Raw genomic sequence first — 14,786 nt, forward strand, 5'->3', positions numbered from 1 at the left:
CCGCATGGCGGGTATGTCGGTTGACGCTACGGCCAGATGGCAGCGTCGAAACTCGCGCGGTACAGGCGCGTGTCGGATTCAAACTCGTCAGGGTTGTCTGTGATCTCGCCCACCTTCAGCTGCGCGCGCAGGGCGTCCTTGGCCTGCATGGCCAGCGCCTCGGCCTGGTCGTAGCTGTCCGACCACACATCGACCTGCATGCGCACGCGCGGCGCCCCGCCGCCGTTGGCCAACGTCTCGAACTGCCGACCGGACACGCGCAGGTAGGTGATTCGCGGCGTACCGGCGCCCTGTGGCGCGATCAGGGGGTATGTGGGCGCCACGCCCTGTAGCGCAGCAAAGACCTGAGCCTCCACGCTCATACCAGCTTGGCCCACTCGGCCTCGATGCCAGCGCCGAGGTTCAAAGCAGTCACGGAGACGGCCTCGGCGGCGCTGTTCTCGGCCGCCGGCCGCATGAACGGATGCGCGCGCTGGTGCGAGGTTCCGTATTCATCGAACTTGCCGTAGAAGGCGTTCTGCTTCAGGTCGACGGAGAAGCTGATCACGTCGCCCTGGATGCCCCGGTCGTGCGTGTACAGGCCCTTGTTCTTCAGGTTGCCGGACTTCTCCGGCGCGGCGTCACGGGTGGCGAACAGCACCACATTGGTGCCCTGACGAAGGGCGCGTTTACCCACGCGGCGCGCGCCGTTCGTGCCGAGCTCGAGCAGCGCGGCGTTGAGCTTGTCCAGCCCGTCGACCTTGAACTCGAAATCATCCATTGTTGAGGCCTTCCTCGATCTGCAGCACCACCGCTCGCTTGCGCGAGTCCTGGTCCATGCAGGCATGGATGTTGAAGAACCGCCCTTCGTACACCAGGCGCATGTTGGTCACGGCCTTCGGGTTCGCGAACTCCTTTCGATACCGCATGGTGCAGTTGTGTGTGACCGAGGACTGCACCTGCTGTGCGGCGATCAACTCGCGGCCGGTCAGCGGATCCATATCGGCCCAGGCGCTGAACGCGTCCACCCAGGTCTCGGTGGGCTGGCCCGTGGGGCTCTGGCCGATCACCTTGTTCTGGAGCGTGACCCGATCACGCAGGTCGCCACTGCGGATGACGTAGCTGTTGATGCCCACATCAGAACTCCGGGTTCCGGAAACCGTCGAGCAGGCGATCCACATACGGCAGCACGTCGATCTTGCCGCGCGTCATGATCGCCACCTCTTCGCGGTTCTCGTAGATGGTGGACAGGCGGATCTTGAGCCACGCCTTGATGCCGTCAGGTACAGCTCCGAGGTAGCTGGTACCGCTGCCGGCGTCCTGCAGCGCGATGGCCGCGCCACCCGGGGTCGCCGCCAGCGTATAGATGCCGGGCGACACCACACTCTGCACGAAATAGTCGGTCTTCGGCTGCAGCGGCTTGGGCAGCGCACCGCCGCTGTTCGACAGCCGGACAACACTGCCGACGGCGAGCGGCGCCCAGCCCTGCACGGTGATGTCGTTGCCGTTCGCGCTCAACGGCGCGGCGTAGCCGGCATCGAAGGTCACCCACACCGAGCCGATCTGCGGCACGGGAATGGGCCAGATCTGGCCGAACACGGGCGTGATGCGCACGGGCTCGGTGGAATAATCGACGACGTAGGTCGTGGGGTCGACGGTCTGGATGGTGCCCTGCAGATCCAGGTACTGGATCGACACCACCTGGATGACCGGGAACTTGCTCAGGAGGATGGCATTACCGGGCAGCGAAAAGGCCTGCCGGTACGGCGCCTCCGGTCGCTCTCCACCCGGGAAGCAATCCAGCACGAGCTTCCAGCGCGCGGTTACCAGCTGCTTGCCGGTCAGGTTCTCCGCGAAGTCGCGCGCAGCCGAAATCAGCGCACCGATGAGCATGTCATCGTCAGGGATATCGACGCGCGAGTGCGCCTTCGCCTCGGCAAGGTCGATGGGTTCAGCGGTCGGTGGCGTGATGAGCTGGAGGGCCATAGAAAAAGGGGCCCGTCATGGGCCCCTCTCCTTTTCAGTCAGTGGATCAGCCGACGACCTGGGCAACCGTGGCCGCGTTGGTCACCGGTGCAAAGCGCGGTGCGAAGCCGAGCAGAAGCGCGGACGTCTGGCTGGCCGCGGCGCCGACGATGACGCTGACGTTGATGAAGCCGAAACCGCCTTCGACGTCCAACTGCTGGGCGTCGAGATTGATTTCAGCCTGCACGTTCGCGCCGCCGGCGCCGGACAGCTGAGCGATCGCCGCGCCAGCGATCGCCTTGGCACCCGTGCCGGCGCCGTCGAGCGCCTGCTGGATGTTGCAGTCGACGGTGGCCGCTGCGCCGAGCACGCCCGTCTGGACGATGGCGAGGAATTTCTGATAGTTGGCGGCGCTGATCCATCCCGTGGTCAGCGTGCCAACCGCCTGGCTGGAGGGGTTGATTGCGCCAAGGACGCCCGTTTGTTCGGAGGCCTTGATGTTCATTCCGTACATGGTGGTTACCTTCGTAGGAAAGGGGTAAGGAGGAACTGGTCAGGGAGCCGGCCTCGCCATGAGGCCGGCTACCGAAATCAGCGCGCGCCGAGCTGGATGAACGGTGACAGGGTGTTGGCGCCCTTCGCCTGCTGGATCGGCTGAACGATCTTCGGCTGGCCGTCGACGCGGAACGTCGCACGGAAAGCGGTCGCATCCGCATCGAAGTACAGATGCATCGACGTCGCCGTCTGGATGCCCCCGGACTTCGTGATCGAGCGGTAGTACTGCAGGTCGATCAGCGACAGGTCACCCTGCGAGCTGAAAGCCGATGCGTGCTGGGAGACGAAGATCGGACGGCCCATCAGCGTGCCGTACGGCGATCCCTTCGCGCCTTCCGAGATCGGCAGGTAAATCGGATAGTTGCCAAGGGTCAGGCCGAACAGCGACGGGAGTGCGTCGGGCGTGATCAGCCAGCGTGCACGCGGGAAGCTGCCGGGGGGCAGGCGCGCCACCATGTTGCTGATGTTGCCGAGGGAAATGGTCTTCGTAGCCTGACCGTTGTCCTTCGCCACCACGACCGCCGCACCGCCCTGGAACGCACCCAGCGGCTTGCCAGCGCCGTCGCCAAAGAGGATGGCTTCGTCCGTCTTCCAGCGGATCGAGCGGCCAACGAGGCCGGGCAGATACGAAGCCAGCGCAACGCCATCCTCGAGCAGTTCATCCGTCACCGGCGTCAGCGCCATCAGCTTGTGCAGACGCAGCTGAGCCGCGCCGAGCTTCGGCTTGGTTGCGTTGGCGGTAGAGGCCTCCGACTGCCAGAACGCGCGCACACCGTCGGTGCCCCACGGCGTGGTTTCATCTTTGGGGAAAGTCATGCCGTTGCGGCTGACGTCGATGCCATCCGTCATCGGCAGGAGCGCGTCTTCCTCCAGCGACAGCGAAAAGATCTCGGCCGCGAACTCCGGCGGAATGAGGAAACCGCCGTCCTGACCGCTGGCCTCGTTGGCATAGCTGCCTGCCCCGGGCGCGGCTGCGCTGATGGTCAGGCGCTCATCCAGGGCGCCGTTGCGCAGGCTGCCCGCCCGCACCGACTGGGCAAACTCGCCGAAGCTGGCAAAGCCACGGCGTGGATCCGCCTCACGGCGGTCGGTAAGCGCCGACATCGGCGCGTTGCTTTCGAAGCTAACACCGGCCGAGCGCTCGGCCTCGATCAGTTCCTCTTCGCGCTCAATCGCGCGATTGACGCTGGCCAGAGCGGCCTTCTCGGTGTCGAACGCAGAGGCCTCGTCGTCGGTCAGGTCACGTGCCTCGGTGGCAGCCTTGTCGGTAATCGCACGCATGGCCGCGACGTGCTTGGCCTTGCGAGCCTGCAGCTCGCGGAGTTTCTTACTCATGGGTAGCTCCAAAGACTGGGTATGAAAAAGCCGCCTCATGGGCGGCTGGTTGGTTGTGCCGGCGCAACCTATGGGTTGCATCCGTCGCGTCGATGGACGCGCCGGGGTTGGGCTGTCACTCAGCCCATGATTGCGATGTCGCGCTGCGCGCTGGCCAGACGGCTCGCGCGCGGCGTCGACGCTTTGATGCTCTTCTGCATGTTGGCCACGACCTGGTCGAACGTGGCGATGCCATCCACCATGCCCGAGGCCTTGGCCTGGTCGGCGCCGAAGACGCGGCCCTTGCCCATATCGCTGCGCACCTGGTCCACGGAGACCTTGCGGCCGCGCGCCACGGCGCGGGTGAAGGCACCGTAGTAGTCGTCGATGCGGGACTGCATGAAGGCCTGGGCCTGCTCGCCAAGTGGCGCATAGGGGTTGCCCTCTACCTTGAACTCGCCAGCGGAGATCAGGGTGATCTTGATGCCAGCATCTTCCAGCGCCTTGCTGACGTCCTGGTGCGCGGTCCACACACCGATGGAGCCGACCTCGCCGCCGGGCGTGATATAGGCCTCCGAGCACTGAGACAACATCCAGTAGCCGGCCGAGGCCGCCAAGCTGTTGGCGATGCCGATGACGGGCTTCTTGGAGCGCGCAATCTCCGCACTCACCTCCTGCACGCCGTAGACCGAGCCGCCGGGCGTCGAGAAATCCATGAGGATCTGCGACACGCTGTCGTCAGCATTGGCATCGGCCAAGGCGTTGTGGATGGCCTGGGCGCTCGTCCCTTCCTCGCACATGCCGATCTGGCTGGAGCGCTCGAAGATGGGTCCGTAGACCGGAATGACAGCGATGGCGCCACTGCGCGCGCCACCAGTGCGCGCCGGGCGCGCCGCCTGCGGTTCCGCGGCGTTGCCGGCGGCGGCGTTGGCCAGCACCACGGCATACGCGGCCATGCGCTCGGGCATCAGTGCCCACGGGGTGGACAGGCACCAGGAGATAAATCGTTCGTGCTTCATAGCGTCCCCTTCAGGGCAAGTCGTTCCAGGCGGCAAAGCGCCAAATTCTCGAAGTCATCGAGGGCGGTATCCGCCGCGAGGTCGGCCTGCTGCTGCGCGCAGTAGGCGACAGCCACCTCCCGGCCTACACCGAGCGCACCGGCAACGAACACAGCGTGCTTTGCATACGCGGCAACAACGGCCTCTTGGCCGTCTCGCCAGGCAAGCTTCGCCATCTGCACTTCCTTCCGTGCGACGCGCGCTGCCGCCGCCTGGGCAAGCGCGATCATTCGCGCGTCATTACCCTGATCGTCCGGCGCATCCGGGTTGGTGTCGTCGCTGCCGGGCAGCTGATTCGGCTTGGCAGGCGCACTTCCCGCGCCCTGCTGCTCCGCTTCGGACTCTTCCACCATGTTGAGCGGTCGCAGCGGCTCGTCGAGCCCGTCGATGGGTTCGAGACCTTCGAACGCGCGCGCCTCGTTGCGCACCAGCCAGCCGTCGGTGATGCCGAAGTGGTAATAGTTGCCGCGCGCGGTCTGGTCACCGCGCAGCAGCGCCTTGAAATCGAACTCGGGGTCAATGTCGCTCTCATCGTCACCGATGAAGTTGAACTCGATGGACGATTCCCAGCGCTCAGCCCACGGCGTCATGGTGTGCATGACGAAGTCGAGCGACTGCTGCTCGATGTTCGAGAAGGTGGCCTTGCTCAGATCGCCGATCAGGTGCGGTGGCACGCGGAAGATGCGCGCAATCTCGCCCACCTGGAACTGCCTCGATTCGAGGAACTGGGCGTCATTGTTCTTGAGCCCCAGTTCGTGGAACTTCATGCCGTATTCCAGGACGGCGATCTTGCCGCGGTTGAGGCCGCTCTGCGCCTCCTGGTACGACTCGCGGAAGGTTTCGCGCGCCTGCTTGTCCTTGAACGTGCCCGGGTATTCGATCCAGCCGCCGCCGGGTTTGGCGTCGTTCTGGAAGAAGCGCGCGCCGTAGGCCTGGGCCGCCAGGCCGAGGCCGATGGTCTCCCGCGCAAGCGCGATCGGGCTAAGGCCCATGATCCCGTCACTGGAAAGGCCGCGGATGTGCCACACCTCGCCGCGCGTCAGCACGTGTTCGGTGCCGGAGCGGTCGGTGTACCGGTACCGATAGTCGAAATCCGTGTTTCCCTGGATCAACTCCACCTTGACGCGGTCAGGGTGGAGCGGCGTCAGCTGGATGATCTTCCCCTGCCGGTTGGTGACGATCTCGTTGTAGGCATTCCCCCGCAGCGCGAGGTGGCCCATCATCATTTCGCGCCACTCGAACGGCGTCTGCCATGGGTTGGGGCGACGCGCGATCAGGTCGTAGAGCCAGTGGCTGTCCAGCAGCTTCCGCGCGCCGCCCTTCTTCTTCTGGTAGACCTTCAGCGGCAGCACCGCGAAGGACTCGGCAAGCACGCGCACGCACGCCAGCACGGCGGCCAGCTGCAGCGCGCCATCATTGGTCACCGCGATGCCAGACCCGGTCCGGCGCCCAACTGGCTCGAACCAAAAATCACCCCATGGGGAGCGATCGTCCGAGCTGTCGGCGCGGTACTTCGACAGGAACATCAGGTCTCACTCCGCGGCTTGGCCGAGTAGACGCCGGCGAGACGTGCCCAATAGAGCGTCATCGCCAGAAGAAGCGCGCCGCCGGCCACGAGACCCGCCCAGAGGCACGCCATGCACGCGCCGACGAGCACCATCAGCCAGCCCAGCAGCAGGCAGGTGTTGAAAACGAGTGCGTTCATACGGTGAGCATCTGGTAGTCGGAACCAATGACCGGCAGCTCGTCCACCGGCCCCTTCGACACGCCGATGGCCATCAGGAGGGCCACCATGTCGTCGATCTTTTCGGGCGACCGCTTCTTGTCGGGCGCCATGTTCATGTTTGCGTCGTAGCGCACGACCAGGTTGGCCGCGCACCACTGGAGCACCGGGTCGCCGCCATGGATCAGCTTCTTCGACCGGTACAGCCTTTCCAGCTCCTGCATGGCCGGGTGGAACGATTTCGGCCCCTGCACGAACTCGATCATCGGGAAATCGTCCTTGGTCAGCCGATTCACCAAGTCCGTGGCGTTCCATCGGTCGAAGGCGATCAGCTCAGGGTTGAACCGCGCCACGTCCTCGCGGATCACCTGCTCGATCACCTCGTAGTCGATCACGTCGCCCGGCGTGGCTTCGATGAGCCCCGCGCCACGCCAGGCCTCGTAGGGAACAGTTCCGCGCATGGCGCGCCGCTCCACCGCCGCCTCCGGCACCCAGCGCCGGCCCCACGTGAAGACCTGGTCGTCCACCTCCCAGATGAGCCGCCATGACGCCAAGTCGGTGGTGCTGGCCAAGTCGAGCGCCGCCCAGCACTTCTTTCCCTCGAGCGCACCAAGATCGACTTCGCCGGCGCCTTTCTTCCATCGCGGCAAGTCGATCCAGCCACTGGCCGAGGCCGACTGGCGGTTCAGCCGCTTGATGCGGAACTCGGCGAGGCGGCCGGGCATCGCCTTGGCCTCGATCGCCGCCTTCTTCAGCTCCCTCTGCAGGATCTCGCTGACATCCAGCAGCGGATTGGCCTTGATGTAGGCCGACTGGTCGAAGTCGTCATCGCCGTCGTCCAGCGCATAAATCAGCGCCAGGAAGTGGTCCGCTTCGACCGCACCCTCGAGCACCTGCTGGGCGAACCGGCGCATTTCCGGCCACGGGCCCGGCGTCTCGTAGCCCTCGGTGGTCGTGTAGAGCCATAGAGGGTTGCGCCGAGCGCCGGCGGCCGATTGCAGCACGTCAAGCAGTTCGCTCGTTTTGTGCGCGTGCACCTCGTCAAGGCCTGTCGCGGATGGGTTCAGACCGTCCTGCGTGCTGGCCTTGGCGTTGATCGGTTTAAACGTGCCTCCGTTTTCATATGAGGCGATCGCGTTGGCGAATGCCTTGACCGAAAAGGCCTCCTGCAGGTCCGGCGTCTTCTCAACCATCTTCTTCGCAACGTTGAAGATGATGCGCGCCTGGTCGCCGGTGGTGGCCGCTGAGATCACCTGCGGCCCCGGCTCGTCCTCGCAGCACTGGCAGTACAGCAAGATGCCTGACGCCAGCGTGGACTTCGCGTTCTTGCGCGCCACCGCCAGCAGGGCCGACGAATAGCGACGCGTACCGTCCGAGTTGCGAAACCCGAACAGCTGCACAATAAAAAACACCTGGAATGGCTCCAGGTGAATCGTCGGGGTATCCCATTTGCCTTCGACGTGCGGCAGCTTCTCGATGAAGTCGCACGGGTCGCAGGCGTGCCATTCGGAGAAGGTGAACGGAGGCTTCCGTTTCTTCGCCCTCTCCAGATCCGACAGGAACCGCTTTGCAGCTAGGCGGATCCACTTACAAAACCGCTTGCCCTTCTTGTCCCCCACAGCCTCTTTCGCATACGCGATGGCTATGGCGACGTAATCACCCGGTTTGGCGCTTGCCGTTGGAGGCGAAGGCGTTGCCTTTTTTCGTTTCGCCACTCGGTTTCACCTTGCCTTGCGCCACCGGGGTCATGCCGAAGTCATTCACCAGGTTCCGGTACTGCGCCAGCATGTGGCCGGTCGGAGCGATGCCCGCGGCGTACTGCTGGACGATTTGCCCGTGAAGCGCGCACAGGACACCCAGCGGACCGAGACTGGCTTCGGTCAGCAATTTGTTGGCTGCCAAGATGGTCGACAGGCGTTCCCACTCGCGCACCGCATGCGCGTTGGGCAGCCATTCGGGCGGAAGCGGCGCCAGCTCGATCAGCGGCAAGTCGATGCCCGATGGCTCGATGCGGTCCGGGCGCACCGTCCCGTCCACCACCTTCAGGTTGTGGGGTTTGCGGGGTCGCGCCATGTGGTCAAAAAACCGTTTTTCTGAATTGACGGTGCAAAAAAACAGGTGCGGCGAGCGGTCGCGAGGCACTCAAGGTCAGGGATTTGCCCCCCTACCCCCTATACGCCTCGCCATCCTGCTGCATTGCCGCATGCCGCGCCCGGCCCTGCCGGTCGGCTGCTCGCTCTTCGGCCTGCTTCGCAGAGTCGTGACACGTCTTGCAGAGCGACTGCCAGTTGGTCGAATCCCAGAAGAGCGCTCGCGCGCGGTGAATGCGGTCAGCATCACCACTTGCCAGCGCAGCGCTGAGGCGGTGAGGCTTGATGTGGTCGACAACGGTTGCAGGTGTGACGCGGTCATGCGCTTCACACCGCACGCAGAGCGGATGCCGCGCGAGCCATCCATCACGTGCACGCCGCCACCGTGAGTCGTAGCCACGTTCATTCGCAGATGGACGTCGTTCCGGTTCAACGGGTTGATACACACGCTTCCGCGCATCGAACGGCTGATGGGTGCGCGGCGAGCGAGGCATGAACTACTGTCCGACAGTCGTTGTCGGCTGCGGCTGGGCAACCTGGTTGCTGCTGGAACTGACAACGCCGATCGACTTGAGCTGTGCGAGCACGCCCTCGATGACCTGGGTGATGCCGTCAACCTGGCCCACCGCTGCGTTGACGTTCGCGATGACGGATTGCAGCTTCTGTGCACCCGGCAGCGACGGCGCAATGGCTTCCACCAGGGTGATGCCGTTGACCACGGCGGAGACAACCGGCGATACCTTCGACAGGTCGCCAGCGATGGTGCTGAGCAGAGACATGGGTTTGACCTCGGGTTGTTCCGCGACAGGCGCGGGTTTGGACTGGACCAGCAACCGCTGAACGGTCGCGTCCTTGATGACGAAAAGCACGACGCCGGCAATGCCAGCGATGAGACCCGCGATCTGCAGCGAAACAACCTGATCGCGGATGCCGAACGCAGCCAGCACCAACACGAGGTACGAAGCCACCGAGGTACGCTCGGTCAGCTTCGACAGGATGGCGCTGAACAGATCGATGGTCACCTGCTTCACCGTTCGAACCTCTTGTCGACCTTGCGATCGATCTTGTCCTCGATCCGCTGAAGCGAATCGAGCACCTGTTTCTGATGGGACTCGAAAGCGCGCTGCTGCCCTTCAATTCGTACCTCGGCAGCCGTCAAGCGCTGGCTCTGGCGATAAAGCCATGCGGCCAGCGTCAGCGCGACGCCGACAAGTCCCCCTGACTGCAAATCCATCAACCGCGCTCCTGGGCACTTGGCGCTGGCTCGTCCAGCGCATAGAGGCCGTGGGCGGCCATGATGCTTTGCAGCTTCGCTGCGTATTGCGGGTCGGTGGCGTAGCCAGCTTTGGCGATTGCCAGCGCGAACTTGGCGCCATCCGCGAACGCGAATGCGCTCATGTATCGCGGGTTCGACGCAAGGAACAGAGCATGGTCGTCTATGCTTCCCTGCCAGTCTGGATAGGCGCGAAACGCGGCCTGGATCTCGACCATCTGATGACCGTTCCACTCGTGCGTGGCCTGGATGGTGGTTTCACCCTTCCACGCGGAATCAGCCTTGATGCCGAACAGGTTGTGACCAGGCGCATGTGCACCCCAGCCCGACTCCAGTGCGGCCTGGGCGACGGTAACGCTCGCCGGAACCTTGAAGCGAGCTGCAGCGTTACGTGCCGCGGGGCTGATCGCAGCAATGAAGGAGGTCGGAGTCATGGTCCACCGAAAACGAAAAAGCCCCGCCGATTAGGGCGAGGCTTTGGCTTGGGGTCGAACTTCTACGCTGCCAGTTTTTCAGGCGTTTTGTAATTACACAATAGGAACTTTTGGCAAAGGTATCCAATGCGTCGGTGTGCGATACCCATCAAGTCGCTCCTGACCCACGGACGTCAGGGTATAGCTCCACCAGCCAACGTCTTCCATGGACCAGTCGCCAATTCCTTCCATTTCCCGGATCTCGCTCTCGCTCCGGTAGAAGGCCATATGGACGATCCACTGGGTTGCGCAGTCGAAGCCAACAATGATCTCGGTACCGTCGCGCGGCGCGGTTTCAATAGGCTGCCACCCTGAATTGCTCATGCTTCCGATTCCATTTCGATGGGGTCAAGCTCGGGCGAGAACGGGATGCGGAGCCAGCCAGCGACGTGGATCCGCGCAGTGCGCAGGTGCTGGTAGTACCTGACGCGGCCAACGTTATCACCGATGCGGCGCAGTTTCTGGAGCTTGGACTCCATTGGCTGGCCTGGCGTCAGGTATTCGCAGCGAAGGATCTGCGCTGGCAGCCAGCCCTGTTCTTGCTTGGCCAGCGCCATCACGGCCTCCTGGACGTCGTCTGCAGCGGTCCAGACTGGCACGTGGCCCAGGCCCGTCGGTGCGCGACCGTGCCATTTCATCATCGACGCCAGGGGCGAGCCGCTCCCGCCGATGTCGCCATACCGGCCGCCACCATATTCTTTGCCCCACTCGACCAGGCGGTCTTCAAGCGTCGATGCCCTGCGCATGCCATTCCCCCGTACCGTTTCGTTGATCGCGCAAACCGCCTCAGCGCTGGCTGCCATCGACCTCTCCCAAAACTCGGTCCGCCACGCGAATAGCCACCGGGATCAGATCCAGCGGCCCACGGTGCGCCTGATGGAGCTGGTCAGCCTCCCGCAGCGATTTGGCCGACGCATAGCTTGGGCAAATCTCCGACAGCGCCACATGACCATCGCGGTCGACCAGCGCCCAGGCCTTCGTCTCTTCGCCTAGTTTGATGTGCATGCAAGCTCCCGAATGGCAATAAGTTGGTTCTGAAGGGTCAGCAGCGCGTCGTCGGAGCCGTACTTCCCCCGAAACGCCATCTTTTGCAGCTTGTAGCTCGGCCCGAAGAACTTCTCGGCCTGCTGAATCGTTCCAGCGAATGGCGGATGACCCTGGTGGTGCCAGCCGCAGAGGCCAATCGTGAAGTCATGGCCGCGGCGCTTTCCGCCATGAAAACCGCCTTGGTTGAGGTGATGGACTTCAGTCGGCAGCACAATCCGAATGCCATCCATGAGGCAGGCAATACAACCGATGGCCTTGATGTGTTCGAACCGGCGCTCCTGCTCGGCGGTAGGCCTACCGGTACTGCGCCCCTGCTTGAGGCGGCGCACGCTGGCCTTGATGGTCACGGCCTTCTTTGGGCTGCTATGGCGCAGCGGTGTCTTTCGCTTGAGAGGCGTCTGCTTCATGTGAGCACTGGCGTAATGGTGATGCGCGTCCGCTTCAGGCTGCTCTTCACGTGGAGCACCTTCAGGTCGGTCACGCAGTCGTCGTTGTCGTCCTCGATGAAACCGAGGCCATAGGGATGGCGCTTGCTGAGCGGCTGCAGCGCGTCCAGCACCGGTTTCACACCGCCGTAGCGGCCGTCGCGGTCGGGGTTCTTGGGGCTGTAGCGCTCGATGGTGATGGTGCACTTGGCCAGCGGCGTGGCTGGCCGGCGCTGGCATGCCAGCGCGATCAGGGTGGCGAATTCCCGGCCGAGCTTCTGGCGCTGCGACCAGTGCAGGCGCTGCCACACGTTCATGGTGGGCGTGCGCGCCTCGATGACGATCACGATGGGCGCGGTACCGTCGCGCTCGCGCTGGGCGGCCAGCAGGTCGCGCATGCGGGAAGGGAGCGCCGCTTCGCTGGTGAAGCGCAGGCCGTTACCCATTCTTCGGACCTCCAGCCATGGCGTCAGCCAGCGCGCGGATGCGCTCCATGCGGGCCTTCTCCGCCGCGGATGGCTCCGAGGCGGCCGGCGCCGGCTTATCCTGCTCGGCCAGGTACTTCTCCCGTTCGCACTCGCGGCAGAAGTCGCAGGTCGGGAACGAGCGGTTGTGCTTGCTGCAGAACGACGAGTAGCGGCCGTATGGCTTGGCGCTCGTCCGATCTGAATGGAATCGCTTATGGCGCATGGGCACCCCTGCGCTTCAGCTCTGCCAGTCGCTCGCCGATGTCTTCCAGCACGTGGCGCGGTTCGAAGGTCTTGAGGCGACCGGTGCGGTACACACCAACCAGGCTCGGCCCATGGACCTTCAACGAGCGGTCGTAGCCGCTATCGGTCTGCATGGCGATAGAGGCAGTCAGGTCCACATTGATGAAGAGCGCCACCTCCCCATGCTCAACCAGGACGTCGCCGAGCAGGCGCGCCATCACGGGCATCTTGGCGTCGGTCACCGGGCCGAGCGACACCAGCTCGCCGGTGCCGAGCGAATAGAGATTCTGCTTGCGACCACTGCGGCGCGGCGACGCGAGCTTGGTCACGCATACGGCCCCATCCCTCTCCAGCTTGGTCATGGCCGAATAGACGGTGAAGTAGCTGACCGCCAACATGGTGGCCAGCTGCTCGATCGTCGCGGCGCCCAGCTCCAGCGCCTGGAGGATCCGCTCACCGGTGCTCAGCACAGCTCCCCCTGCCGCCGGCCGCGGAAGCTCGCCCAGTTGAACGGCACGATGATGGCGCACTCGCGGAAGCGGTCCATGACGCGCTCGCCCAGGGTCTTCTCCATCTGCTCCGGCGTCAGGTTCGACACCAGCAGCATCGGGCGCCCGGCCTGGTAGCGGCCGTTGATGATTTCGAACAGCGTGCGCAGCTCGTAGTCCGAACCGCTCTGCGCGCCGATCTCGTCCAGGATCAGCAGATCGGGGTCGAGCAGGTCCTTGATGACCTGGCGCTCGCTCTTGGCCGAGCCGTCGCGGAACGATTCACGCACCAGCCCGACGATCTGCGGCACGGTGCCGTACACGACCGTACCGCCGTGGCTGGCCATCACGTCGTTGCCGATGGCGCACGCCAGGTGCGTCTTGCCGGTGCCGGGCTTGCCGCAGAACACGAGCGAGCCCCCTTTCATGCGCTGGGTCGCCCAGGTCTTCAGGTAGGTTTCGCAGATGCGCCTGGCGTAATGCTCGCCCTGGAATTCGGTTCGATAGGCGTCGATCGAGGCGTCCGCGTACTTCGCCGGGATGGCCGCCGCGGTGATCAGACCCTTCAGCTTCTCGCTGCGCAGGCGATGCTGTGAGCGCTCCCGGAACTGCTCGGACTTGGCGTGCGATTCGCGGATGCACAGCTGGCAGCCCGTTTCGATCTTGCCCATGTCGAACGGGGCATCGATCAGGCGCGACTGGTACGGGCCGTGGTGCTCGCACTCGCGCATCACGAACTGCTCACCCGACGCCGGCAGCGGCTTCTCGGAATTCGGCGGGAAGGTGTTCGACTGGAGTTCCGACATAGTCCTGGTCCTTGAAGGAGGCATTGACGGGAGGGATGGCTGTGTTGGTCGTGCCGGGGGCTTCACGCTGGGCGTCATCGGCGCCGTTGCGAACGATGCTCAGGGCGTAGGCCAGGTGCGGCTTCTTCCGGTGCACCGCCAGCGCGCCGGCCTTGGCGAAGACCTCGACCGGGTGCAGCGCCGACAGCTCGAGCAGGTCGGGATGGGACAGGTCCATCCGGGCGGCCGGGATGCCGGCGGCGATCAGCGCTTTGGCAGCCAGCACGTGCGCCTTCACCTCGGGCACCGTGTCGGGCGTGCTCGCGATCGCGCTTGGATGGGAGTGGGGGTTACTTGAGGGATAAGTGATGGTTATGGGGGAACGTGGTTCGGGGGTCCCCGAACCCGGTTCGGGGGTGGGGTGAACGTCGTTCGGGGGTGAACCACGTTCGGGGGTGAACGTGGTTCGGGGCTGGGGTGAACCATGTTCGGGGTGAACGTCGTTCGGGGTGAACCACGTTCGGGGGTCGGTGATGCGGTAGATGGTCGATCTACCCTTCCGGAAGTCCCGTTCGAGGTACCCGTGGGCGATCAATGCCACCAGCTGTTTCTGCACGCCGCGGTCGCTCATCGAGCACCGCTCCATGAGCATGGGAATGGACGGAAAGCACTCGCGCGCTTCGTCGGCGAAGTCGGCCAGCGCCACCAGCACGAACTTCTCGGCGGCGGACAGCTGCGCCTTCCATGCGGCGTTCAGGAGCGTGTTGCTCACCGGGGCTCACCCCTCCCCGGGACTGCACGTTGGCCGCAGCCCTCGGTACCAACCGACTGCCAACCCGTGCTTTCAACCACCTTGCCGCCGCCGAAGATGAGCGAAGCGTGCACGCCGGCAAGGAAGCAA

23 protein-coding genes are annotated in these 14,786 nt (G+C 64.5%); all 23 read right to left on the reverse strand.

The genetic code is table 11. From position 1 onward, the window contains the following. Positions 1 to 26: 26 nt before the first annotated feature. The gene (locus BDW41_RS04815) at positions 27 to 362 is read right to left on the reverse strand and encodes a DUF3168 domain-containing protein (RefSeq protein ID WP_074546897.1); all 336 of its coding nucleotides are present in this window, start codon (positions 360 to 362) and stop codon (positions 27 to 29) included. Continuing rightward, entirely contained in the window at positions 359 to 760 is a 402-nt protein-coding gene (locus BDW41_RS04820) for an HK97-gp10 family putative phage morphogenesis protein (protein WP_074546898.1), read from the reverse strand. The genes BDW41_RS04815 and BDW41_RS04820 overlap by 4 nt, the downstream gene beginning before the upstream one ends. Then, a complete protein-coding gene (locus BDW41_RS04825) occupies positions 753 to 1,115 on the reverse strand; it encodes a phage head closure protein (RefSeq protein ID WP_158536978.1) in 363 nt (120 codons plus the stop codon). The genes BDW41_RS04820 and BDW41_RS04825 overlap by 8 nt, the downstream gene beginning before the upstream one ends. Before the next feature lies 1 nt (position 1,116). Then, positions 1,117 to 1,965: a head-tail connector protein gene (locus BDW41_RS04830; RefSeq protein WP_074546899.1), complete on the reverse strand. Its 849-nt coding sequence runs from the start codon at positions 1,963 to 1,965 to the stop codon at positions 1,117 to 1,119. A 46-nt stretch (positions 1,966 to 2,011) separates the two neighbouring features. Next, a complete protein-coding gene (locus tag BDW41_RS04835; protein ID WP_199535274.1) occupies positions 2,012 to 2,449 on the reverse strand; it encodes a hypothetical protein in 438 nt (145 codons plus the stop codon). A gap of 86 nt (positions 2,450 to 2,535) precedes the next feature. Next, the gene (locus BDW41_RS04840; RefSeq protein ID WP_199535275.1) at positions 2,536 to 3,873 is read right to left on the reverse strand and encodes a phage major capsid protein; all 1,338 of its coding nucleotides are present in this window, start codon (positions 3,871 to 3,873) and stop codon (positions 2,536 to 2,538) included. Between the two features lie 80 nt (positions 3,874 to 3,953). Continuing rightward, positions 3,954 to 4,832: a S49 family peptidase gene (locus BDW41_RS04845; protein ID WP_074546902.1), complete on the reverse strand. Its 879-nt coding sequence runs from the start codon at positions 4,830 to 4,832 to the stop codon at positions 3,954 to 3,956. Next, the gene (locus tag BDW41_RS04850; RefSeq protein ID WP_074546903.1) at positions 4,829 to 6,397 is read right to left on the reverse strand and encodes a phage portal protein; all 1,569 of its coding nucleotides are present in this window, start codon (positions 6,395 to 6,397) and stop codon (positions 4,829 to 4,831) included. Before BDW41_RS04850 ends, BDW41_RS04845 begins: the two co-directional genes overlap by 4 nt. Continuing rightward, positions 6,397 to 6,576: a hypothetical protein gene (locus BDW41_RS04855; RefSeq protein WP_074546904.1), complete on the reverse strand. Its 180-nt coding sequence runs from the start codon at positions 6,574 to 6,576 to the stop codon at positions 6,397 to 6,399. Before BDW41_RS04855 ends, BDW41_RS04850 begins: the two co-directional genes overlap by 1 nt. Beyond that, the gene (locus BDW41_RS04860) at positions 6,573 to 8,309 is read right to left on the reverse strand and encodes a terminase TerL endonuclease subunit (RefSeq protein WP_074546905.1); all 1,737 of its coding nucleotides are present in this window, start codon (positions 8,307 to 8,309) and stop codon (positions 6,573 to 6,575) included. Before BDW41_RS04860 ends, BDW41_RS04855 begins: the two co-directional genes overlap by 4 nt. Then, a complete protein-coding gene (locus BDW41_RS04865) occupies positions 8,251 to 8,736 on the reverse strand; it encodes a hypothetical protein (RefSeq protein WP_199535276.1) in 486 nt (161 codons plus the stop codon). The genes BDW41_RS04860 and BDW41_RS04865 overlap by 59 nt, the downstream gene beginning before the upstream one ends. Before the next feature lie 445 nt (positions 8,737 to 9,181). Then, positions 9,182 to 9,715 carry a hypothetical protein gene (locus BDW41_RS04875; RefSeq protein ID WP_074546908.1) on the reverse strand — a complete coding sequence of 178 codons (534 nt, stop codon included), beginning with the start codon at positions 9,713 to 9,715 and terminating at the stop codon, positions 9,182 to 9,184. After that, positions 9,712 to 9,918 (reverse strand): hypothetical protein, encoded by a 207-nt coding sequence (locus tag BDW41_RS04880; protein ID WP_074546909.1) that lies wholly within the window; start codon positions 9,916 to 9,918, stop codon positions 9,712 to 9,714. The genes BDW41_RS04875 and BDW41_RS04880 overlap by 4 nt, the downstream gene beginning before the upstream one ends. Beyond that, positions 9,918 to 10,391 (reverse strand): glucosaminidase domain-containing protein, encoded by a 474-nt coding sequence (locus tag BDW41_RS04885; RefSeq protein WP_074546910.1) that lies wholly within the window; start codon positions 10,389 to 10,391, stop codon positions 9,918 to 9,920. Before BDW41_RS04885 ends, BDW41_RS04880 begins: the two co-directional genes overlap by 1 nt. 93 nt (positions 10,392 to 10,484) lie before the next feature. Next, positions 10,485 to 10,754, reverse strand: a complete 270-nt coding sequence (locus BDW41_RS04890; RefSeq protein WP_074546911.1) for a hypothetical protein — start codon at positions 10,752 to 10,754, stop codon at positions 10,485 to 10,487. Then, positions 10,751 to 11,233 (reverse strand): hypothetical protein, encoded by a 483-nt coding sequence (locus tag BDW41_RS04895; protein ID WP_146217303.1) that lies wholly within the window; start codon positions 11,231 to 11,233, stop codon positions 10,751 to 10,753. The genes BDW41_RS04890 and BDW41_RS04895 overlap by 4 nt, the downstream gene beginning before the upstream one ends. Further along, positions 11,217 to 11,435 carry a hypothetical protein gene (locus BDW41_RS22940; RefSeq protein ID WP_146217304.1) on the reverse strand — a complete coding sequence of 73 codons (219 nt, stop codon included), beginning with the start codon at positions 11,433 to 11,435 and terminating at the stop codon, positions 11,217 to 11,219. The genes BDW41_RS04895 and BDW41_RS22940 overlap by 17 nt, the downstream gene beginning before the upstream one ends. Beyond that, complete coding sequence (locus tag BDW41_RS23330; RefSeq protein WP_074546914.1) at positions 11,420 to 11,884, reverse strand: Ref family recombination enhancement nuclease; 465 nt, start codon at positions 11,882 to 11,884, stop codon at positions 11,420 to 11,422. Before BDW41_RS23330 ends, BDW41_RS22940 begins: the two co-directional genes overlap by 16 nt. Beyond that, positions 11,881 to 12,348, reverse strand: coding sequence for a hypothetical protein (locus BDW41_RS23335; RefSeq protein WP_074546915.1), 468 nt, complete (start codon positions 12,346 to 12,348; stop codon positions 11,881 to 11,883). The genes BDW41_RS23330 and BDW41_RS23335 overlap by 4 nt, the downstream gene beginning before the upstream one ends. Further along, complete coding sequence (locus BDW41_RS22945) at positions 12,341 to 12,592, reverse strand: hypothetical protein (RefSeq protein WP_146217305.1); 252 nt, start codon at positions 12,590 to 12,592, stop codon at positions 12,341 to 12,343. Before BDW41_RS22945 ends, BDW41_RS23335 begins: the two co-directional genes overlap by 8 nt. Beyond that, positions 12,582 to 13,082, reverse strand: a complete 501-nt coding sequence (locus BDW41_RS04910) for a hypothetical protein (protein WP_074546916.1) — start codon at positions 13,080 to 13,082, stop codon at positions 12,582 to 12,584. The genes BDW41_RS22945 and BDW41_RS04910 overlap by 11 nt, the downstream gene beginning before the upstream one ends. Beyond that, positions 13,076 to 13,906: an ATP-binding protein gene (locus BDW41_RS04915; protein WP_074546917.1), complete on the reverse strand. Its 831-nt coding sequence runs from the start codon at positions 13,904 to 13,906 to the stop codon at positions 13,076 to 13,078. The genes BDW41_RS04910 and BDW41_RS04915 overlap by 7 nt, the downstream gene beginning before the upstream one ends. Beyond that, positions 13,842 to 14,657 carry a helix-turn-helix domain-containing protein gene (locus BDW41_RS04920; RefSeq protein WP_074546918.1) on the reverse strand — a complete coding sequence of 272 codons (816 nt, stop codon included), beginning with the start codon at positions 14,655 to 14,657 and terminating at the stop codon, positions 13,842 to 13,844. Before BDW41_RS04920 ends, BDW41_RS04915 begins: the two co-directional genes overlap by 65 nt. Positions 14,658 to 14,786 lie beyond the last annotated feature (129 nt).

The sequence above is a fragment of the Dyella sp. AtDHG13 genome (assembly GCF_003201105.1).
Lineage (GTDB): Bacteria > Pseudomonadota > Gammaproteobacteria > Xanthomonadales > Rhodanobacteraceae > Dyella > Dyella jiangningensis_B.